This is a genomic window from Streptomyces sp. NBC_00582 (genome assembly GCF_036345155.1).
In the GTDB taxonomy this organism is placed as follows: Bacteria; Actinomycetota; Actinomycetes; order Streptomycetales; family Streptomycetaceae; genus Streptomyces.
The window spans coordinates 9,057,464-9,078,640 of record NZ_CP107772.1; the positions used below are offsets into that span (position 1 = coordinate 9,057,464).

The following is a 21,177-nucleotide window of genomic DNA, read 5'->3' on the forward strand; positions in this document are numbered from 1 at the left end:
CAGCGGGTCTCCGCCAGGGAGGGGAATCAGCCCGCGGCCGGGGTCAGTTCGGCCAGCAGCAGGGTGCGGTCGTCGGCGCCGGGAGTGCCCGACGGCAGACGCAGGAGCCGGTCGCACAGGGCGGCCAGCGCACCCGGGTCGCCGCTGTCGGCGGGCTCGGCGACGGCCTCGTCCAGGGCCCGCGCCAGCCGCCCGATCTCCTGGTCTATGTCGGCCTCGCGGGACTCCACCAGACCGTCGCTGTACAGCGCGAGCAGCGCCGGCTCCGGCAGGGTGAGCACCGTCGGCTCATAGGTGCCCGTGCCGAGGCCGAGCGGCAGACCCGCGCCGGTCAGGGCCACCGGGGAGGTGCGCCCGTCAGGGCCGCGCAGCAGCGGCGGCGGATGCCCCGCCCCCACCAGGGAACAGGTCCGCTCCCGCGCGTCCCACTCGGCGTACACACAGGTCGCGAAGGAGGCCCCGGGTGTCTCACTGGCGAGCGCGTCGAGCCGCCGTATGAGCTCGGCCGCCGGGATGTCCAGCCCCGCCAGGGTGCGCAGGGCCGTGCGCAGCTGGATCATCGCCACGGCCGACTCCGGGCCGTGCCCCATCGCGTCCCCGACGATCAGACCGACCCGGTCGCCCGGCCGCCGCAGCACGTCGTACCAGTCGCCGCCGACCACGCTGCCCTTCCCCGCGGGGAGACAGCCGTGCGCTATCCGGCACCCTTCGAGCTTCTGCGCCGGACCCGGCGGCAGGCTGTCGCGGATGGCGAGGGCGGTGCGGCGCTCGCGCTCGTAGCGGCGCGCGTTGTCCAGGGCCACGCAGGCCTTGGCGGCCAGCGCCTCCACGGCGGCCACGTCGCCGGGCCGGAACGGCGCCCGCCCCTCCATCCGGGTGCACGTCATGAGACCGATCGGGACGCCCCGCAGCCGCAGCGGGACGACCAGGAAGGAGCCCACGCGCAGCAGGTCGCCCCGGCGCGCCTCACCGTCCCCCGAGGTCACGAGCCGCTCGGCCATGTACGGGTCCACCTTGTCGAGGATCTGGGCGTGCCCGGCCACGAGGGCCTGACCGTACGGCGTGTCGCGGGGGAAGGACACCATCTCCCCGACCGGCAGCACCCCCTCCCAGTCCTCGACGGCCCCGGGCCCCACCCGCAGCGCCAGCCGACGGGCCTCCGCGGGCGCGTCGGGGGCCGGGTGCGCGGCCGGGTGGGAGTCCTCCTCGCGCCGCCAGCGCTCCAGCAGGAACAGCGAGGCCGCGTCGCAGAATCCGGGTGTCAGCGCGTGCACGACATGGCTGCCGGTCAGCCGCAGATCGAGTTCCGAGCCGATGACGTCGGCCGCGGGGGAGAACACCGACCGACGGCGTGAGGACAGGGGGTCGGGTGAGTCGGTACCGCTGCTGTGCGGGTCGTTCCGCAGGGTCGTGCCTTTCCGGTGGGGCGGTCCGCGCGGCGGGGACAACGGATCACCACGCGTAGTCGGCCACTATATGATGAAGCGTCAAGTCGTGAGACGCCTAAGGAAGTTGCCGGCCATCGTGGCAGGTCGGCGGAGCGCCGTCAGGACGGTTCCGCGCGGCCTGCCCGCCACTCCCGGTAGGCGGCCACCGCGGTGGGCAGGGTCGGGAAGATCAGCCCCTCGCCGACGGACTCCGTCAGACCGTAGGCGTCCAGGTCGTGCCGCAGGTCCTGCTTCACCCGGGCCAGCGCGAACACCACGTCCCGCCGGGCGAGTTCGCGGCGCAGCTCGTCGACCGCGTCGAGCGCGGTGATGTCGACCTCCACATTGGCCTCGGCGTTCAGCACGAACCACCGTACCGGTTCGTCCTGCTCGTCGACCGCGGCCAGCGCCCGGCGCCGGAAGTCCTCCGCGTTGGCGAAGAACAGCGGGGAGTCGTACCGGTACACCAGCAGCCCCGGGATGGTGGTGGCCTGCGGATAGTCGTCGATGTCGTGCATCCCGGCCAGACCGGGCACCAGCCCCTGCACCGCGTCGTGCGGACGGGCCACCCGGGTCAGCAGCTCCGCCACCGACAGGCCCACGGCGACCAGCACGCCGTACAGGATGTCCAGGACCAGTACGCCCGCCAGACAGCCGACGGCGAGGAGCAGTTCACGGCGGCGGAAGGAGGCCAGCCGACGGAATCCCGCCAGGTCGATCATGCGGACCGCGGCATAGACGACGAGCGCGCCGAGGACCGCCGACGGGGTGTGGGTCAGCAGCGGCCCCAGGAAGAGCAGCACCGCGAGCACCACCGCCCCCGCGACCAGGGAGTACGCCTGGCTGCGGGCGCCCGCCGAGGAGGCGAGCGCGGTGCGGCTCGCGCTGCTGCTGACCGGGAAGCCGTGCAGCACCCCCGCGCCCAGGTTGGCCGTGCCCAGCGCCAGGAACTCCTGGTCGGCGTCGAGCTGAGGACTCTCGGGGTCGGCGAACGCGCGCGCGGTGAGCACGAAGTCGGTGTACGCGACGAGCAGTACACCCACCGCGGGCAGCACGAGCCGCGGCAGGTCCGACAGACTCGGGAAGGACAGGCTCGGCAGGCCCGAGGGGATCTCGCCGATCACCTTCAGGCCGTAGCGCCCGTCCAGGTCGAACAGCGTCACCGCCGAGGTGGCGAGGACCACCGCCAGCAGCGGGCCCGGGACCTTGGGGAACCATCGGGCCACCGCGAACAGCAGGGCGAGGATGCCGGCCGAGAACAGCACGGTGGCCAGGTGGAGGTCCGGTAGGTTCCGCAGGAACGACCACATCTGGGGGAAGAACTTCGAGCCCGTGGTCTCCACCCCGGTCAGCTTGGGAAGCTGGTCCACGATCATGATCAGCGCCACACCGGCCAGATACCCGATCAGGACCGGCCGGGACAGCAGGTCCGCGACGAAGCCCAGCCGCAGCAGCCACGCCGCGAGACACAGCAGCCCCACCGTGATGGCCAGCGCGGCCGCGAGCACGGCGTAGCGCCCCGGGTCCCCGGCCGCGAGCGGGGCCACCACCGTGGCCGTCATCAGCGCGGTCGTCGACTCCGGGCCCACCGACAGCAGCCGGGAGGAGCCGAACAGCGCGTACAGGCCGAGCGCGGGCAGGATCGCCCACAGCCCGGCCACCGGCGGCAGTCCGGCCACCCCCGCGTACGCCATCACCTGCGGCACGAGATACGCCGCGACGGTCACCCCGGCGAGCAGGTCGCCGCGCAGCCAACCACGGCGGTAGCCGGCCAGGACCGTGAGCCCGGGCAGCGGGCGCAACCTCGGCGGGGCGAGCGACATGGAACTCCTTCTGCGGACGCCTTCAGCATCCCCCTGGGTGGGGGGCACGCGACAGCATCGCAGGGTGCCGGCGCAGCGGCGGGGCCGGGCGGTCTGCGCCTGGGTCAGGCCCAGCAGCCGTTCACGGTCGCGGCGAGGCCGTCCATGGCGTCCTTGATGTCGCTCGCGTTGGCGGTGGAGCCGTTCTCGATGAAGGAGAACACCTTCCACTTGCCGTCCTTGCCCTGGGTGAGACCGCTCAGCGCGATGGCCCCCGTGAGGGTGCCGGTCTTGGCGTGGACCTTGCCGACGGCGCAGGACGAGTTCACGTCGTCGAACCGGCCCCACTCCGGGCCGAGGGTGCTGCCGGCCTCGCCGGAGACGGGCAGTCCGTCGAGGATGGAGCCCAGGGTGTACGCGTAGCGGTCCTGCGTCAGCAGTTCCAGGATCTCCGCGAGGGTGGCCGCCGGGATGCGGTCGGCGCGGGAGAGGCCGCTGCCGTCGTACATCTCGAAGTTGGCGAGGGACACGCCGTAGCGCTTGCTCAGCACGGTGCGCACCACCTCCGTGCCGCCCTCGAAGGTGGCCGGGCGGCCGGCGCCGAGGGCGGTCATCCGCAGGAGCGTCTCGGCGATGTTGTTGTCGCTCTTCTTGAGCATCGTGTGGACGATGTCCGACAGCGGGGCCGACGTGTGCCGGGCCACCGGCACGTCGTGCGTGCTCGCCGTGGCGCGGGTGACGTCCCCGTCGACGGTGACCCCGTTCGCGGCGAGCTGCCGGGCGAAGACCTGTCCGGCGTCCAGGGAGGTGTCGTCCACGCCGTTCCCGTCGACGACGAGCGCCCGCACGGGGGCGACCGAGTCGGGGTAGTAGCCGGTGTTCCAGCCGTTGGCCAGGCTCGGCTCCGGGAAGAGGCTGTCGTCCACCGCGACCTTCACGGAGGTCAGGCCCGCCGCCTTGAGTCCGTCCACCGCCGTCTTCGCCAGCTCCGCGAGGTCGGCGCTGGTGAGGGTGCGGTCGCCGCCGCCGACGAGGGTCAGCGTGCCGTCGCCGTAGACGACCTTCGTGGTGAAGCGGTGGTTCGGGCCGAGGACGGTGAGCGCGCCGGTCGCCGTGGCGAGCTTGACGTTGGACGCGGGCATCAGCGCGGTGGCGGCGTTGTGGTCCCAGAGGGTGGCGTCGGACTCGGCGTCCAGGACCACACCGCTGACGTTGGAGCCGAGGCGCGTGTCGAGGACACGGGACTCGAGGTTGGTGACCATCTGCTGGTCGTCCGCGTCGAGGGTGGTGGTCTTGGCGGTGGTGCCGATGCCCTTGCCGGCCGCGAAGGCGGAGGGGCCCGACAGCGCCACCGAGGCGACGGGCACGGCCATGGCGAGCACCAGCGCACGCCGCATGCCGTGGCCGTGTTGCCGGGGCTTGCGGTGCCGGCGCCGGCCGCCGGGCTCGAAAGAGTCGGCGGAGGTCTCCGCGGTCGTGGTCATGTCACTCATGGGGCTCGAGACTTTCTGTGGGGGCACTGTGCAGCGAACTCCGGCGCACATTACCGGAATTGATCCCTCATCCGGCCGATCCGGGGCGGGTCTGCCCGTGTGCGCGTCCGTGGGGGCACCGGGGGACGGCGCCGACGGCGTGCACGGGTGCCCTTCCCGATCGATACGCTGTACCGTACGATGACCCGTATGCCCCGCCGCACCCCCGCCCTGGACCGCGCGACACCGGAGCGCATCGCCGGGACCGCCCTCGCCCTGATGGACGAGGACGGTCCCGAGGCGCTGACGTTCCGCGCCCTCGCCGCGCGGCTCGACATCTCCCTGGCCTCCCTCCAGCGCCGCTGCACCGACCTGGCCGGGCTGCTCGACCTCTGTCTCGACCACCTCGCCGCCCGCCTGCCCGAACCGGCGCCGGGCGGCGACTGGGCCACCGCCACCGAAGCCCGGTTCACCGCCCTGTACCGACTGCTGGTGGCCCACCCGGGCCTGCTCGTGCTGCGCGGAGCCCGCCCCTGGCTCGGCCGGAACCTGCTGGCCCGGCTGGTGGAGCCGCAGCTCGCCGACAGCCTCGCCGCCGGGCTGACGGCCGAGGAGGCGATCACCGCGTACCGCCGGATGTATCTGCTGACCCTCGGCAGCGCGAGCTTCGTCGACCACCGCGACCCCGGCTCCGCCCGCGCGCTCACCCGCACCGCGCTGGCCGCCCTCGACCCCGAGGAGTTCCCGGCGCTGACGGGCCATCTGACCGCGATCGTGCCGGCGGTGACCGGGCACGACGTCTACTACGGCGCACTGCGTCAGCTCATCCGGGCGGCCGACCCGACCCCGGCCGCCGCCGACACCCCCTGAGGACCTTGATGACCACCCCCGCGCACCTCTTCAGCAGCGACAACACCGCCGGCGCCTCCCCGGAGATCGTCGAGGCCGTGAGCCGGGCCGCCACCGGACAGGCCAAGCCGTACGGCGCGGACGACCTCAGCGCCGACGTCCGGCGCCGGCTGTGCGAGATATTCGAACGCGATGTGGACGTGCTCCTCGTCTCCACCGGCTCCGCCGCCAACGCCCTCTCCCTCGCCGCGCTGACCCCGCCCTGGGGAAGCGTGCTGTGCCACCGCGACAGCCACATCAACAACGACGAGTGCGGGGCGCCCGAGTTCTACACGGCGGGCGCGAAGCTGGTCCCGCTCGGCGGCGAGGACGCCAAGATCGACCCCGACGCGCTGCGGGCGGCCGTCCGGCACAAGGCCGGGGACGTGCACAGCGTGGAGCCCTCCGTGGTGAGCCTGACCCAGGCGACCGAGACCGGCGCCGTGTACACCCTCGACGAGATCGAGACGCTGGGCTCCGTGACCGAGGAGGCCGGTCTGCGGCTGCACATGGACGGGGCCCGCTTCGCAGGCGCCGTCGCCGCACTCGGCCGCACCCCCGCCGAGCTGACCTGGCGGGCGGGCGTGGACCTGCTGTCGTTCGGCGCGACCAAGAACGGCACGATGACCGCCGACGCGATCGTCGTCTTCGACCGCTCCCTCACGCCCGAACTCTCCTTCCGCGCCAAGCGCGCCGGCCAGCTCGCCGCCAAGATGCGGTTCCACGCCGCCCAGTTGGACGCCTACCTCACCGACGGCCTCTGGCTGCGCAACGCGGCCCACGCCAACGCGATGGCGGCCCGTCTCCAGGACGGCCTGAAGGCGCTCCCCGGAATCGGCCTGCTCGGCGTCGCCGACGCCAACGTCGTCTTCTGCCGCCTGCCCCAGCAGGTCACCGAGGGCCTCCTGGCCGACGGTTACGTCTTCTACCACGACCGCTGGGAGCCGGGCGTGGCCCGTTTCGTCACCTCGTTCGCGACGACGGAGGCGGACGTGGACGGTCTCCTCGAAGCGGTCGGCCGGCACACGGGCTGAGCGGTCCGCCGACCGGGGTGGGCCTCAGCCGACGATCCGGCCCACCTCGATCCGCGCGATGTCCGGGGCCGGCCCGTCCGTGTTCCCGAAGGTCACCGTGTTCACGCCCGCCACCAGGTCGACGGGGACCGCCAGGGTCCAGAAGTCGTGCCGGCTCCAGGTGTTCTTGAACGTCGCCCGCAGCGGGGCGCCGCCGCCCACGGTGATCTCGGCCGTGCGCGAGACGATGTCCGTGTTGTAGGCGTGACCGTTGTCGCGGCGGTCGTCGTGGGCGTAGTGGACGACCAGCAGATGACGGCCCGGCGCGGGCGCGTCCACGGTGAACCGGGCCGTCCCGGCCCGGTCGCCGCCGAGCCCGGTGACCCGGTGCCCCCCGGGGGCACGGGCGCACGCGACCAGCCGGGCCCCGCCCTCGAGCGCGGCGGTGGCCGCCCCGTGGGACAGGACCCCGGCGTCCGAGCCGTCGCCGGAGACCTCCAGCGAACGCAGCGCGGCGTGCCCGGCCGTGGCGGTGACCCGGTTGTTGCCCGCCGCGAGACACAGCCGCAGCGGTGTGCCGGGCCGCGCCGTCACCGTCTCCCCGTGCAGGGCGAGTTCCACCTCCGCCGAGGCCCGTGCCACGACCGTGAAGCGGCCGTCGCGCGGGGCGTACACGTCGAACACCGCCCGGTCGCCCTCGCCCAGCACCAGCGCACCCGTGCCGGTCCCGGCCGACGAGGAGTAGTCGTACGACGGGTCACCGCCGGGGTCCGCCAGCGTCGCCTCGTACACGGCGGACGGGGCACCGGCGCGGGCGGTCAGATCCAGGCGGTCGAGGCTCACCGCGGCCTCGCCCTTCGCGAGCGTGAGGACCCGCGTCCCGGCCCGCAGTTCCACCCGGACGTCCTTCCTGCCGCCGTGGGACCGGTTCTGGGTGGACGGGTATACGACGGTGACCGGGTCCCCGCCGTCGACCGACAGCCGCTGGGTGGCGGGGCCCCCGGAGTCGTTGCCGTACAGGATCGCCAGGTCGTACACGCCGTCGGCGGGGACCGTCACCGTGAAATCCACCCTGCTGGTGGGGGAGTCGAGCGACTCGACGTTCCGCGTGCCGGAGGCCGCGTAGCCGTTGGCGTCGCTCACCGTGCCGTGGGTGCGGACCTGCCCGTCGGTGACGGCCGCGTCCTCCGCCTCGTACGACGCGGACCAGGGGACGCGCGGGGGCGCCGGGATGCCCCGGCCGGCCGGGGTGAGGACGATCCGGTAGGCGGACATCCGGCGCAGGCCGCGCAGCGGCACGGTCACCGAGCCGTCCCCGGCCACCCGCACCTTGGTCCGCGTGAGCACGCCCGGCGCCGGGTGCGGCCCCTCGTACCCGGACCAGGCGGCCTCGGCGACGGTCGCGACGACCGTACGGCCGAAGACGTCCGCCGGGACGTTGTGTACGACGACGTCGGCGTCCCCCGTCGCACCGCCGAGCAGCACCTGGGCCTGGCGGCGGCCGGTGTCGAGGGAGGCGAGACCCTGGAGGGTGTCGACGGTGTGCGGCGCGGGCGGGGTCACCCGGACGGTGTCGCCGGTCAGGCCCGCGTACCAACGGAAGAACCACCAGGCCCCGTTCGGGATGTTCATCCGTACCACGGTGCCGCTGAGATTGCCGGCGGCGTCCCAGTAGGCCTGGTTGGCGTACACCTTGTTCCGCTCGAACATCGCGACCCACTGCACGAGTTGGCCCGGCACGGACAGGTCGCGGCGGTTGGCGTACTCGTCGATGTTCACCGTCAGCGGCGGGATGCCCGCCTCCCGCTCGATGGACCGGTACACGTCGTGGTGGTCCTGGAAGTCCCGCAGCGAGGAGGAGTCCAGCTCGTGCCAGGTCATCACCTGCGGCAGGACGTCCTCGCGCCGGGCGAAGGCGAGGAAGTCCGTCAACAGGCGGGCGTGGAAGGCGGCTTCGTTGGGCCCGGCGATCCGGGCGCCCGGATGGACCGCCCGGATGCGCCGGTACACCGTCCTCCAGTCCCGCAGGAACCGGTCCCGGTTGGCCTCGTACTCCATCTGGTCGGCGACGTCGAGGTGGTACCAGATCTGGTCGGGCTCGTTGAACGGCACGTAGACGAACCGGTCGCGGTCCGGCCGGGCGGCGATCTCCTCGACGATCCCGTCCACCCGGGCCAGATGGTCGTCGATCCCGAGGTCCTCGTAGGGCCACCGGGCGTAGGTGTCCTGGAGCAGCACAAAGATCTCGCCGCCGCCGTTGCGGAAGAAGGACCGCGCGACGGTGAGGGCGTCCCCGTTGGGATGCTGGGCGCCGCCCTCCGGTTTCTGCGAGATGCTGGTGATCTTCAGGGGTGCGAGCACGGCGTCGCCGGGTACCCCGTCGTCGCTGAGCCCGTACAGCGCCCCGTTGGCGCCGTGAAGCACCGGGCCCTCGGAGACGGCGAGGTCGACGGTCAGGCGCTGCGGGCCGGCGGCCCGTGCGGGCGGCGGCCCCGAGCTCTCCCGCACCAGCAGCTCCGGCTCCGCGACGGGGTACGCGTGCGGCGACGCCGGCTCCTCCAGCGTCGAGTGCAGCAGCGCGAACGCGGCCCTGCCGAGGCCGGCGAAGTCCAGTCGTACGGTGGTCAGTCGCGGGGTCAGGAACGCGGCGTGCGGGGCGTCGTCGAACCCGGCCACGCTGACCTCGCCGGGGACCGCCCGGCCGCACTCGTGCAGGGCGCGCAGCACCCCGAGCGCGAGGTCGTCGTTGCCGCACAGGATCGCCGTGACGGCGGGGTCCCGCGCCAGTGCCAGACCCGCCGCATGACCGGCCTCCGGTCCCCAGCCCCCGTGCAGGGGACGGGGTTGCGGGGCTCTCGCGTCCCGGAGCGCCTGCCGCCAGCCGCCGGTGCGCGGGCCGGTGCGGCGGGCGCCGGTGGGGAGCGCGACGTAGTGCACGGTCTCATGGCCGAGGGAGAGCAGATGCCGGGTCGCCTCGTAGGCCGCCCGGCGGTCGTCCGTCCACACCCAGGGCCGGCCGTCGCGGGGTGGGCGCGCGGGTGTCTCGACCACCCCCACGACCGGCAGACCTGGCGGCACGCAGTCAAGCGCCCGCACCCCGGCCGGGTCGTAGGCGAGCACGATCAGCCCGCCGCCCTGGTCGGCGGCCCGCTGTACCTCGGCGGCGACGGCGGACTCCTCCGAGGACTCCAGGACGCCGATCCCGACCGCGTACGAGGCGGCCCGGGCGGCCTCCTCGACCCCGCGCAGCACGGAGGCGTACCCGTAGTGGGTGGTGTCGGCGGTGAGGACGGTGACCGCCCTGCGGCGCCCGCTGGCCAGCGCGAAGGCGGTGGGGTTGCGCCGGAAGCCGAGCGCCTCGACCGCGCCGAGGACCCGCTCCCGGGTCGCCGGGCTGACCCGTGGATGACCGTTGATCACCCGGGAGACGGTCTGGTACGAGACTCCGGCGGCGGTGGCGACATCACGGATGCTCGCGGGACGCCTGGTGTGACCGGTCACCTGCATGACGGGAATGTTACCGGTCACATCAGAGGCGTCAAGGAGCCGGCTCACCAGGTGTGGGCGACGTCCACCACGAGATGTCCGTCGAGCTGCAGCACCCGGAAGGGCAGCCGGGCCCGCACTCCGAGGCCGAACTGGGTCTGTCCCTCGAAGCTGCTCGCGAACCGGGTGTCCCGGAAGGTGCGGTAGCCGGTGAGGTCCACGCCCGGCAGGGGCTGCCCGGCCCGGGCGGGGTACGTGGACGTGCCGGTGTCCGGGTTGTAGGCGGGCGCCCGCACGATGACCTCCAGGATGGCGCCGCCGCCCACCGGGATGGGCTTGCCCGACGGGTCCTGGATGAGTTCGTCGACGTAGTGCACGGTGTACCCGAGCTCGGCGGCGGAGGCCCCAGGGACGTCCACGACGAACCGGTCGTAGCAGTCGTGGCGACCGGTCCTGACGTTGGTGATGTACTCGCCGGACGTGCTCGCCCAGCTCGTCTTGTCGAGGCTGCCCCAGCCCGTCGGGCAGGCGGCAGCCGCCCGGGGAGCGGCGGCCGGGGCGGCCACGGCCGGAACCGCGGCCGCGCCCAGCGTCGTGGTCAGCAGGAGTGCGGCCGCCCAGACGGTCTTGCTTCGTACCATCTTGTTCCCCCAAGGGTGTGAGTGTCTGGTATCAGGGGAGACATTCAGATTGGCCCGAAGGTTGCACTTGCTTTACCCGAAAGTGGGGGAATTCCGTTTTCTGTCCTACGACAGGCTCGTGGTCGTGTAGGCGCACTCCGTGTAGATGTACCCGGGCTCCAGCTTGGCCGTGTCCGAGGCCGGTGAGGCGAGGCTGTCGCCGTTCGGCTTGTGCAGGAAGTACGTGGTGCCGGCGGGCAGGCTGATGGTGCGCTCCGGGTAGTTCCTGTTCGCGTTGCAGGGCTTGAAGTTCAGGGAGAGCGTGTCGGCGAAGGTGTACGTCTTGCAGCTGCCGCAGCCCTTGAGCTTGAAGCTGCCGGTCACCGGGCCCGTGTACATGACCGTGATGTCATCGGGGCTGTCGTTCTGCACGGTCACCGAGATGCTGCCGCCGGAGCGCGTCGTGGGCAGCTTCTTGCCCGCGGCCGGAACCGTCTGGGCGATCTCCGCGGCGATCGCGATCTTCTTCGCCCTGGCCGCGTTCTTGGCGCTCTTGTGGGCGGAGGCGTACTCCTCCATGGTCGTCTGCGCCGCGTCGAAGTCACCGTCCTTGTACTGGTCGACGCCGCAGTTGTACGCGCCCGAGGCGGCGCTGCCGGAGGCCCGGTCTGCGTCCTTGGCCAGCGCGCCGGTGACGCTCCCGTCCTCGGCCGAGATCGTCTGGATCTGGCTGCTCAGGCTCTTGAGCTGCTCGACCGCCGTGCACGGGTCGCTGCCGCCGAGCCCCTTGACCTCGGCGGCGACGGCCGAGGCGACGGCCGGCTCGACCTTCGCGGCCTGCGCCGAGTCGGGATAGGTGGTGAGCAGCTCACCGAACTGGGAGGCCCAGGTGGACTGCTTGGTCGTCAGACCGTCCGAGGCGCACTCGTAGAGCGAGGTGGCGAGCCGGTCGTCGGGCCAGCCCTTCAGATCGCTCAGGTCGGTCTCCGGCATCTTCTTCGGGACCGTCCGCAGATAGTCGAGCGGGGCGATCGCCTCGCAGTAGTCGCCCTTCTCGTAGACGGCTCCGACGGTCGCGTAGTACGTCTTCATCCGGGCCGGCACCTTCGCGGCCGCCCGTGAGTCCGGGTGGTCGGCGCTGAGGTTCTCGTAGGTCTCCAGCGCCTCGCGGTAGTCCGACTGCGCCGAGGAGAACGCCCGCTCGCCGGCCGCCTCCACCAGACGGTCGGCCTCGTCGAGCCGGTCGAGGAGCATCTGCTGCGTCGCCTCGTCCCGGGCGCTGTCGTACGCCACGACACCCCCGGCCGGCGCGACGAGCAGCACCAGCCCCAGCGCGAGCGCCAGCGGCGCGGACGGCGGCCACGCGAGCCGTGTGCGCAGGCCCACGACAGCTCCGTGCGCCGCCACCGCGAGCAGGAACAGGACGTACAGCACCAGGGCGAACGCCGGCACCCCGTCCGGGTCGGCCGGCAGCGCGACGAACAGCAGGACGGCCGACGCGGCGAGACACGCCAGCATCGGCACCCAGCGCCGCACCAGCGCATAACCGAGCCCGAGCCCACTGAGATTGAGCACCGCCACCGCGACCGCCCGCACGCCGTCCGCCGGGGCCGGCGGCGGCGCCACCGGCATCGGCGGCACCGGTGGCATGACGAATCCCTGGTCGTATCTGCCGTACTGGTCCCCGGACATGGCGGCCTCCCCCGTCAACTGCACCCGCGTGGCTCTGATTTGTCAGTCTATCGGGCGAAGAAGAGCCACCGACAGCGAAAACCCGGGGGAACTCAGCCGTCCGTGACGTTCGCCGTGAGCAGGCGCAGGAGGTGCTTGGCGAGGGCGTCCTGTTCCGGGGTGAGGCCCATGGCGTCGCCGATGGCGAGGGGGACGGCCCTCGCGCGGTCGCGGAGGTGGGCGCCGGCCTCGGTGAGGCACAGGGCGACCGAGCGTTCGTCGTCGGGGCGGCGCTCGCGGCGCAGCAGGCCGTTCGCCTCCAGGCGCTTGAGGAGGGGGGAGAGGGTGCTGGACTCGAGCTGGAGGGCGGCGCCCAGCTCGCGGACGGAGATCGAGTCCTGCTCCCAGAGCACCAGCATCACCAGGTACTGCGGGTAGGTGAGGCCCAGCTCGTCCAGCAGGGGCCGGTAGCGGGCCGTCACGGCGCGGGACGCCGCGTACAGGGCGAAACAGAGCTGGTCGTCCAGGAGCAGGGATCCGTCGGTCGGTGCGGCGGCTTCGTCCACTGCGCGGCTCCCGGTGTTTGCGCTGGTCATGGGGTCGTCACCCTATCGTTGAAGTCCTCTCGATCCTATCGCCCCCTAATGGATCGTGCGGGAATTAGTTGTGCACGACTTAATCGCGCGCTACTGTTCTGGAGGTGCCGCCTCCCCCGACCGGGACCCCCGTCGGGAACTGCCCGCGGCACCCCGACCGAGGAGACCGTCATGACCGACACCGCCGCTCAGCGCCCCGTTCTCGAACCCGCCGCCCAGTCCTTCGTGGAGGCGACCGCGAACCCGCCGTATCTGTTCGACCTGCCTCCGGTCGAGGGTCGTAAGGCGGTGGACGAGGTGCAGTCCGGTGAGGTCGTGATGCCGGTGGTGGAGGAGGAGTGGGTCACGGTCGAGGGGGGTCCGACGGGTGGTGTGCGGGCTCGGATCGTGCGGCCCGCGGGTGTCGGTGGTGTGTTGCCGGTGATCTTCTACATTCATGGTGCGGGGTGGGTGTTCGGGAACGCGCACACGCATGACCGGCTGGTGCGTGAGCTGGCGGTGGGCGCTGGGGCCGCGGTGGTGTTTCCGGAGTACGACCTGTCGCCGGAGGTGCGGTATCCGGTGGCGATCGAGCAGAACTTCGCGGTGGCGCGGTGGGTGGTGGAGGAGGGTGCCTCGAGGGGGCTGGACGGTTCGCGGATCGCGGTGGCGGGTGATTCGGTCGGGGGGAACATGAGCGCGGCGCTGACGTTGATGGCGAAGGAGCGGGGTGGGGTTCGGCTGGTGCAGCAGGTGCTGTTCTATCCGGTGACGGATGCGTCGTTCGAGACGGCGTCGTATCGCCAGTTCGCGGAGGGGTACTTCCTGCGTCGGGACGGGATGCGGTGGTTCTGGGACCAGTACACGACCGATGAGGCCGAGCGGGCCCAGATCACCGCTTCTCCGCTGCGGGCCACTGTCGAGCAGTTGAAGGACCTGCCTCCGGCTCTGATCATCACGGGTGAGGCGGATGTGCTGCGGGACGAGGGTGAGGCGTATGCGAACAAGTTGCGGGAGGCGGGTGTGCCGGTGACCGCGGTCCGGTTCCAGGGGATCATCCACGACTTCGTCATGCTCAACGCCCTGCGGGAGACGCATGCCGCGCAGGCGGCCATCACCCTCGCCGTCGGCACCCTGCGCGACGCCCTGCGTCGGTGACTCCGGGCGTCACGGGGGCGAGAGCCTGAAGGTCAGTACCCCGCCCCTGGCCGGGAAGGAGTCGGGCAGCCAACGGGGGTCCGTGGTACGGCCGTTGAGGCGGACCTCGCGGACACGGGAGTTCGCCTCCGACGCCTGCGGGGCGAGAACGGTGATGTGCACGCCGTTGCCCCGGTGGATCTGCGTGAGCGGGAACAGCGGGCTGGCCAGGGCGAGTTGGGGGCTGCCGGGGATCTGGGGGTACATGCCGAGGGCGGCCCAGACGGCCCAGGAGGACATGGCGCCGAGGTCGTCGTTGCCGACCAGGCCGTCCGGGCCGTCCCCGAAGAGGGTGGTGAGGATGCCCCGTACGGTGTCCTGGGTGCGGTCGGGGCGGCCCAGGTAGTCGTACGCCCAAGGGGTGTTGAAGGACGGCTCGTTGCCGAGGTAGGCGTAGGGCTGGTCGGCGCCCGCGTTGTACTCGGTGAAGAAGGTGTCCAGGCGGGCGGTGGCGGCCGCGTCGCCGCCCATCGCCGTGAACAGGCCGGGCAGGTCGTGCGGGACCATCCAGGTGTACTGGGCCGCGTTGCCCTCGACGTAGTCGCGGCGCTGGGTCGGCTTGAACGCGGGCCAGGTGCCGTCGGCGCGGCGGGGCTGGAGGTAGCGGCTGTCGGGGTGCAGCAGGTTGCGCCAGTTGCCCGACGCGCGCAGCAGCGTGTCCCGGGTCGCGGTGTCGCCGAGCCGGTCGGCCAGGTGGGCGAGGGCGGCGTCGGCGACGGCGTACTCCAGGGTGGTGGCCGCCGCGCCCCAGACGCCCTTCGTCCCGGCGGGGATGTAGCCGAGCGTGTCGTAGAAGGTGTGTCCGGGTCGCTGTCGGTCGTCCTGGCGGCCGGCGACGGCCGCGCGCAGCAGCTCCCGGGCCTCGAAGCCGGTGCCGCCGAAGGCGTGGACGGAGGCCGCCATCGCCGGCAGCGGGTCGCCGACCATCACACCGGTGCCGCCGTTGGCGAGCGTCCAGCGGTCGAAGTAGCCGGCCTGGCGGCCCTGTTCGAGGATGGACTGGGCGACGTCCGACGCCTCGCGCGGGGCGAGCAGCGCCAGCAACTGGATCTGGGAGCGGTAGACGTCCCAGCCGGAGAAGTTCGCGTACTGCACATGTCCGGGCCGGGTGCGGTGGACCAGACCGTCGAAGCCCCGGTAGCGGCCGTCGACGTCGCTGAAGGCGCCGGGGTGCAGCAGGGAGTGGTAGAGCGCGGTGTAGAACATCCGGCGCCGTGCCTCGGTGCCGCCGGTGACGGTGATCCGGCCGAGCCAGCCGTTCCACTGCCGGCGCGCGGCCCCCCGTACCTCGTCGAGCGAGCGACCGCGCTGTTCCACGCGCGCGTTGAGACGGGCGGCGTCCTCGCTCACGAAGGAGACGCCGACCCGCACGGTCACCCGGCGGGTGCCGGGCGCGAACGACACGTACGCCCCGGACGTCCTGCCGTCCAGCGGCTCGCTGTGCGCGAAGGGCCGGTCGAACTCCGCGTGGAAGTAGAGGCGGTAGCGGACGGACGTACCGCAGAAGCCGCCGCTGTCCGTGAAGCCGGAGAGGGACCGGTCGCCGACCGTGACCGTGCCGGTGGCCCTGTTGTGGGCCTTCCCGGCGTCGACGGTCAGCCCGGCGGGTTCCTCGGCGCTCTCGGGGAAGGTGAGCCGGGCCACGCCGGACCGCTGGGCGGCGGCGATCTCGGTGCGGATCCCGTTGTCGAGGTCGACCCGGTAACTACCGGGCGCGGCCTGCTCGTCCGTGTGGGAGAAGGTCGCGTACCGGGCCTCCGGATCGGCGGCCGGCCGCCCCGTCAGCGGCATGAACGGTACGTTCCCGTAGTCGCCGCAGCCCGCGCCGGACAGGTGGGTGAGGCTGAAGCCGCGGATCCGGTTGTCGGTGTGGGCATAGCCGCCGAACTGGCGGGTGACCGTGTCCGGGCTCCACTGGATGCCGCCCAGCGGCGCCGAGGCTCCGGGGAAGGTGTTCCCGCCGCCGCCTCCGTGGCCCCAGTCCACCCCGCCCGGCCTGGTGCCGACGAAGGGATTGACGTAACGGGCCGGGTCGGCGACCGACCCCGCGGACATGACGCCGGCCCGCGCGGGCGGGGCCAGCAGCACGACCGCCGCCACGGCGGCCCCGAGAGGTGACAGGCGCAATGAGATCTCCTTCTCGTCGCGGATGGCCGGCGGAGCGCACGGCGGGGGAGACGCCCACTGTCACCGCCCCCGCCCCGCGCACCGAGCCGCCGTGCCGGGCGACGCCCACAAGTCAGGCACACGGCGCAGTGCCGGCCGGCCGTGCCCCGGTGAACGGGACGGACGTCTCATTCGTAACTCTGGGTAACTCCGTCCGTGACGTAAGGTCGAGGGCGGGGAGGAGCGAGCGGGGAGGGGATCGCGTGCCGCCGGAGCCGGTGCGGTTCATGGTGCTGGGCACCCTGCGGGTGTGCCGGGGGGAGACGGAGCTGGACGTCGGCGGGCCGCAGGAGCGCGCCTTCCTGGCGCTGCTGCTGGCCAGGGCGGGTCAGCCGGTCGCCGTGAGCGAGATCCTGGACGTCCTGTGGGGCGCGGAACCGCCGCGCAGCGCGGTCAACGTCGTCCGCCGCCACGTGGGTTCGCTGCGCCGGCTCCTGGAGCCCGGGCTCCCCGCCCGCGCCGAGGGCCGCCGGCTGGTGCGGGACGCCGGCGGATACCGGCTCGTCACCGACGGTGACGGTGCGGACCTCCCGCGCTTCCGCACCCTGTGGGAGGCGGCCCGCGCCGGCGCGGACACCGCCCCGGCCCACGCGGTCGAACTCCTCACCGAGGCACTGTCGTTGTGGCACGGACCGATGGGCGAGGGCATCCCCTCGCCCGCCCGCAGCCATCCGGTCTTCGCCGGCGTGGAGCGCGAACGGCTCGCGGCGGCGGGGGAGCTGGCCGAGACGGCCCTACGGGCGGGGCTGCCGGAGCGGGCCCTGCCGCAGCTTCGCCGGGTCGCCGCCGACCATCCGCTGGACGAACCCGTCCACGCCCGTCTGCTGCGACTGCTCGCCGCATCAGGGCACCGCACCGAGGCGCTCGCCGTGTACGAGACCGTACGGGCCCGGCTCGCCGAGGAGTTGGGGATCGACCCCGGCCCGGAACTGAGGGACGCGCACGACGCCCTGCCGGGCGAGGGCACGCTTCCTTTCGTGACCCCCTCCCAACTCCCCTCGGACCTGCCCCTCTTCACCGGCCGAGGGGCCGAACTCGGCGAGTTGCCGCAGCTGTTCGACGCCGAGCTGCCGCACCCCGGGACCGTGGTGATCGGCGCCGTCGGCGGTATGGCGGGCGTCGGCAAGACCACTCTCGCCGTGCACTGGGCGCACCGGGTCGCCGACCGCTTCCCCGACGGACAGCTCTATGTGAACCTGCGCGGCTTCGACCCGTCCGGCGCGGTGATGGACCCGGGGGAGGCGCTCCGGGGCTTCCTGGACGCGCTCGGCGTCCCCCCCGAACGCGTCCCGCACGGACGGGAGGCGCAGGCCGCGCTCTACCGGAGCGTACTGGCCGGGCGACGCGTCCTCGTCGTCCTCGACAACGCCCGCGACACCGAGCAGGTCACACCGCTGCTGCCCGGCTCACCCGGCTGTCTGACCCTCGTCACCAGCCGCGACGAACTGGCCGGCCTGGTGGCCGCCCACGGCGCCCGCTCCCTGACCCTGCGCCCCTTCGACGCCGCCCGGACCCGCGCCTTCCTCGTCCGCAGACTCGGCGCGGCACGGGTGGCCGCCGAACCCCGGGCCGCTGAGGAGATCGGCGCCCTGTGCGCCGGACTGCCGCTCGCCCTGGCCTGTGTCGCCGCCCGCGCCGCCGCCCACCCGCACTTCCAGCTCGCGGACGTCGCCGCCGAACTGCGCGAGGCCCACGGAAGCCTCGACGCCTTCGCCCGCGCCGACGCCTCCGTCGACGTCGGCACGGTCTTCTCCTGGTCCACGAACGCCGTGTCCCCCGACGCGGCCCGCCTGTTCCGCCTCCTGGCCCTGCACCCGGGACCCGATGTCTCCCTCCGGGCCGCGGCCGCCCTCGCGGGCCTCCCGGAGCGCCGGACCCGCCGGCTGCTGACCGAGCTGACCGGCCTGCACCTGATCGCCGAGCACCGCCCCGCCCGCTACTCCTTCCACGACCTGCTGCGCGCCCACGCCGGCGAACTCGTCCACGACCACGAGAACGAGACCGACCGCGAGACCGCCCTCGACCGGCTCCACCACCACTACCTGCACACCGCGCACGCCGCCGACCGCCTCCTCGCCCCGAACTCCGACCCGCTGCCCCCGCCACCCGCACCCGAGGGCGCCCGGCCCGCACCGCTCGCCGACGACCACGAGGCTCTGGCCTGGCTCACCGCCGAACACGCCGTACTGCTCGCCGTCGTCGCCACGGCCGCCGACTGCGGCCGGGCCGCGCGCGAACGGCTCGCCTGCCAACTGGCCTGGTCCCTGGAGCCGTTCTTCGACCGACGCGGCCACTGGCACGACGCGCTGACCGCACAGGACACCGCCCTCGCCACGGCCCGGCGGCTCGCCGACCCCGTCCTCCTCGCCCGCGGCCTGCGCGGACTGGCCCGGATCGAGGGCCGCCTCGGTCTGCACACCCGCGCCGTCCCCCGTCTCGAACAGGCCCTGGACCTCTTCACCGGACTGGGCGACGACACCGGCCGCGCCAACACCCACCGCAGCCTCGGCTGGGAGTGCGACCAGCGGGGCGACCTGCCCGGCGCCCTGCGCCACAACCAGCTCGCCCTCGCCCTGTTCCGCGACCTCTCAGACCGGGCGGCCCAGGCCAGCGTCCTCAACTCGGTCGGCTGGTACCACGCCCTGCTCGGCGACCACCGGCAGGCCCTGAAGCACTGCTACGAGGCGCTGCGCATGCTGCAGGAGCTCGGCGACCGGTACGGCCAGGCCGCCACCTGGGACAGCATCGCCTACGCCCACCACCACCTCGGCCGGCACCCGCACGCCCTGCTCGGCTACCGCAACGCCCTCGCCCTGCTGCGGGACCTGGGCGTGCCCTATGTGGAGGCCGGCATCCTGACCCGCGTCGGCGACACCCACCTCGCCATGGGCGACGAACCGTCGGCCCGCGCGGCCTGGACCGACGCCCTGGCCCTGCTCCGAGGACTCGGACACACCGACGCGGAAGCGGTCGAGGAGCGGTTGGGGGACGGCGAGGAGCGGGCCGGTGCGTGCTGACACCGGGGGCGGCGCCGGTTCACCGGACGCCGAAGCGGTGGCGGAACCCGGCCCGATCCGGTTCCAGGTGCTGGGCCCGGTGCGGGTGTGGCGCGGCGCACGAGAACTCGACCTCGGCTTCCCCCAGCAGCGTGCCCTGCTCGCCCTGCTCCTGGCGCATGCGGGCCGGACCGTGTCCACCGGTGAGATCCTCGACGCGCTGTGGGGCGACCGCCCGCCCGCCAGCGCGCCCCATGTCGTACGGCGGTACGTCGCCGCCCTGCGCCGCCTGCTGGAACCCGGACTGCCGCCCCGCGCCCCCGGCCGCCGGCTGCCGCGCCGCACCGGCGGTCACCTCCTCGTGGCGGAGACGGACGAGGCCGACCTGCTGCGGTTCCGTGAGCTCACCCGGCAGGGCAAGCGAGCGGCCGCCACCGGACGGGCCGGGACGGCTGCCCGGCGGTTCACCCGGGCGCTGGAGGAGTGGCACGGCCCGCTGGCGATGGGCATCCCCGAACATGTCCGCGCCCACGTCCGGTTCACGGCCGTACAGCGTGAACTCCTGGACACCGCACGCCTCGCCGCCGACGCCGCCCTCCTGTCCGGCCACGCCGGGCAGGTCCTCCCCGCCCTGCGCCACGCCGCCGCCCACGAGCCCCTCGACGAGCCCCTGCACGCCCGCCTCGTCCTCGCCCTCGCCGCGTGCGGCCTCCAGGCGGAGGCGCTCGCCACGTACGAGGACATCCGCCGCCGTCTCGCCGCCGACCTCTCCCTCACCCCCGGACCGGAACTGACGGCCGCCCATGCACGGGTGCTCCGCCAGGAGGTGCGCGGAGCCGCACCCCGGCCGCTCTCCGACCCGGGCCACTTCGCCGGACGGCAGGCCGAGTCGGAGCGGCTCTCGGACCTGGCACGGGACCGCGGTGCGGTGCTCGTCGGCGGGATGCCGGGGGTGGGCAAGACCGCCCTCGCGGTGCGCTTCGCGCAACAGGCGGCGCCCCGGTTCCCCGACGGACGACTCCAGGTGCACCTGCGCGGATCGGAGCCGGGACGGCCCGCCGTGGAGCCCCTCGACGCGCTGCGCGAGCTGCTCACCGCGCTCGGGGTGCCGGCCCGGCGCATGCCGGACGGGGTGACCGCCCGTGCCGGGCTGTATCGCACGCTGCTGGCGGAGCGCCGCGCGCTCGTGGTCCTCGACGACGCCCTCGACACCGAGCAGGTACGCCCGCTGCTGCCCGCCGCACCGGGCTGCCTGACCCTCGTCACCAGCCGCAACGCCCTGCCGGGACTGGTCGCGGCGGGCGCCCGGCCGCTGCGTGTGGAACCGCCGTCCGCCGAGGACGCGCACGCGATCCTCGCCCGCCGCATCGGCCCCGGCCGGATCGCCGCCGAGCCCACGGCCGCCGACGAGATCCTCACCCGCTGCGGCCGGCTGCCGCTGGCCCTCACGCTCGTCGCCGCCCGCGCCATCGGCCACCCCCATGTCCCCCTCGCGGCGCTCGCCGCCGAACTGCGCGCCGCGCACGGCGGCCTCGACGCCCTGTCCGCCCTGCGCCCGGCCCTCCTCGCCTCCTACCACCGTCTGCCGGACGACAGCGCCCGCTTCTTCCGGCTGCTGTCCCGCCACCCCGGCCCCCACCTCACCGCGACCACGACCGCCGCGCTCACCGGCATCCCGGCCCGCCGGACCCGTCTCCTCCTCGGCCACCTCGCGGAATCCCACCTCCTCGCCGAACCCGAGCCGGGCCGTTACACCCTGCACGACCTGCTGCGGGCCCTCGCGACGGAACTCTCCGCAGAACCTTCCCCGGCATAGCCCTCGCAGGGCGAAGTCACTTCGGTGTCACTCTTTTTGCACCTCCGC

The 21,177-nt window shown here is 73.5% G+C and carries 13 protein-coding genes; 5 read left to right on the top strand and 8 right to left on the bottom strand.

The features are described from left to right. Positions 1-26: 26 nt before the first annotated feature. From OG852_RS41090 to dacB, 3 genes are all read right to left on the bottom strand, one after another. Positions 27-1,340: a PP2C family protein-serine/threonine phosphatase gene (locus OG852_RS41090; protein WP_330350531.1), complete on the bottom strand. Its 1,314-nt coding sequence runs from the start codon at positions 1,338-1,340 to the stop codon at positions 27-29. 206 nt (positions 1,341-1,546) lie between these two features. Further along, positions 1,547-3,250 carry a SulP family inorganic anion transporter gene (locus tag OG852_RS41095; RefSeq protein ID WP_330350532.1) on the bottom strand — a complete coding sequence of 568 codons (1,704 nt, stop codon included), beginning with the start codon at positions 3,248-3,250 and terminating at the stop codon, positions 1,547-1,549. 104 nt (positions 3,251-3,354) lie between these two features. Further along, the gene (gene dacB / locus OG852_RS41100) at positions 3,355-4,713 is read right to left on the bottom strand and encodes a D-alanyl-D-alanine carboxypeptidase/D-alanyl-D-alanine endopeptidase (RefSeq protein ID WP_330350533.1); all 1,359 of its coding nucleotides are present in this window, start codon (positions 4,711-4,713) and stop codon (positions 3,355-3,357) included. A gap of 198 nt (positions 4,714-4,911) precedes the next feature. Between dacB and OG852_RS41105 the strand changes: the two genes are divergently transcribed. Then, positions 4,912-5,571, top strand: coding sequence for a TetR/AcrR family transcriptional regulator (locus tag OG852_RS41105; RefSeq protein WP_133915139.1), 660 nt, complete (start codon positions 4,912-4,914; stop codon positions 5,569-5,571). An 8-nt stretch (positions 5,572-5,579) separates the two neighbouring features. Further along, a complete protein-coding gene (locus tag OG852_RS41110; RefSeq protein WP_133915138.1) occupies positions 5,580-6,623 on the top strand; it encodes a threonine aldolase family protein in 1,044 nt (347 codons plus the stop codon). Positions 6,624-6,647: 24 nt separating this feature from the next. On the opposite strand, the gene OG852_RS41115 is transcribed toward OG852_RS41110, so the two are convergent. The 4 genes from OG852_RS41115 to OG852_RS41135 form a co-directional block, all read right to left on the bottom strand. Then, the gene (locus tag OG852_RS41115) at positions 6,648-10,109 is read right to left on the bottom strand and encodes a substrate-binding domain-containing protein (RefSeq protein WP_443064608.1); all 3,462 of its coding nucleotides are present in this window, start codon (positions 10,107-10,109) and stop codon (positions 6,648-6,650) included. 44 nt (positions 10,110-10,153) lie between these two features. Next, positions 10,154-10,729, bottom strand: coding sequence for an AMIN-like domain-containing (lipo)protein (locus OG852_RS41125; RefSeq protein ID WP_133915136.1), 576 nt, complete (start codon positions 10,727-10,729; stop codon positions 10,154-10,156). Positions 10,730-10,834: 105 nt separating this feature from the next. Continuing rightward, complete coding sequence (locus OG852_RS41130) at positions 10,835-12,400, bottom strand: tetratricopeptide repeat protein (RefSeq protein ID WP_330350534.1); 1,566 nt, start codon at positions 12,398-12,400, stop codon at positions 10,835-10,837. 92 nt (positions 12,401-12,492) lie between these two features. After that, a complete protein-coding gene (locus tag OG852_RS41135) occupies positions 12,493-12,975 on the bottom strand; it encodes a MarR family winged helix-turn-helix transcriptional regulator (protein ID WP_208117258.1) in 483 nt (160 codons plus the stop codon). A gap of 171 nt (positions 12,976-13,146) precedes the next feature. Here OG852_RS41135 and OG852_RS41140 point away from each other — a divergent pair, with 171 nt between their 5' ends. After that, positions 13,147-14,112: an alpha/beta hydrolase gene (locus OG852_RS41140; RefSeq protein WP_330350535.1), complete on the top strand. Its 966-nt coding sequence runs from the start codon at positions 13,147-13,149 to the stop codon at positions 14,110-14,112. A gap of 9 nt (positions 14,113-14,121) precedes the next feature. On the opposite strand, the gene OG852_RS41145 is transcribed toward OG852_RS41140, so the two are convergent. Continuing rightward, complete coding sequence (locus OG852_RS41145) at positions 14,122-16,278, bottom strand: GH92 family glycosyl hydrolase (RefSeq protein ID WP_330350536.1); 2,157 nt, start codon at positions 16,276-16,278, stop codon at positions 14,122-14,124. A 242-nt stretch (positions 16,279-16,520) separates the two neighbouring features. On the opposite strand from OG852_RS41145, the gene OG852_RS41150 reads away from it, so the two are divergent. Then, positions 16,521-19,334 (top strand): AfsR/SARP family transcriptional regulator, encoded by a 2,814-nt coding sequence (locus tag OG852_RS41150; RefSeq protein ID WP_330350537.1) that lies wholly within the window; start codon positions 16,521-16,523, stop codon positions 19,332-19,334. Beyond that, positions 19,324-21,129, top strand: coding sequence for an AfsR/SARP family transcriptional regulator (locus tag OG852_RS41155; protein ID WP_330350538.1), 1,806 nt, complete (start codon positions 19,324-19,326; stop codon positions 21,127-21,129). The genes OG852_RS41150 and OG852_RS41155 overlap by 11 nt, the downstream gene beginning before the upstream one ends. Positions 21,130-21,177 lie beyond the last annotated feature (48 nt).

What these genes read in the sequence shown, in the direction of transcription:
- OG852_RS41095 (WP_330350532.1), bottom strand. Translation starts at nt 3,250, where the DNA reads ATGTCGCTCGCCCCGCCGAGGTTGCGCCCGCTGCCCGGGCTCACGGTC.
- dacB (WP_330350533.1), bottom strand. Translation starts at nt 4,713, where the DNA reads ATGACCACGACCGCGGAGACCTCCGCCGACTCTTTCGAGCCCGGCGGC.
- OG852_RS41105 (WP_133915139.1), top strand. Translation starts at nt 4,912, where the DNA reads ATGCCCCGCCGCACCCCCGCCCTGGACCGCGCGACACCGGAGCGCATC.
- OG852_RS41110 (WP_133915138.1), top strand. Translation starts at nt 5,580, where the DNA reads ATGACCACCCCCGCGCACCTCTTCAGCAGCGACAACACCGCCGGCGCC.
- OG852_RS41115 (WP_443064608.1), bottom strand. Translation starts at nt 10,109, where the DNA reads ATGCAGGTGACCGGTCACACCAGGCGTCCCGCGAGCATCCGTGATGTC.
- OG852_RS41125 (WP_133915136.1), bottom strand. Translation starts at nt 10,729, where the DNA reads ATGGTACGAAGCAAGACCGTCTGGGCGGCCGCACTCCTGCTGACCACG.
- OG852_RS41130 (WP_330350534.1), bottom strand. Translation starts at nt 12,400, where the DNA reads ATGTCCGGGGACCAGTACGGCAGATACGACCAGGGATTCGTCATGCCA.
- OG852_RS41135 (WP_208117258.1), bottom strand. Translation starts at nt 12,975, where the DNA reads ATGACCAGCGCAAACACCGGGAGCCGCGCAGTGGACGAAGCCGCCGCA.
- OG852_RS41140 (WP_330350535.1), top strand. Translation starts at nt 13,147, where the DNA reads ATGACCGACACCGCCGCTCAGCGCCCCGTTCTCGAACCCGCCGCCCAG.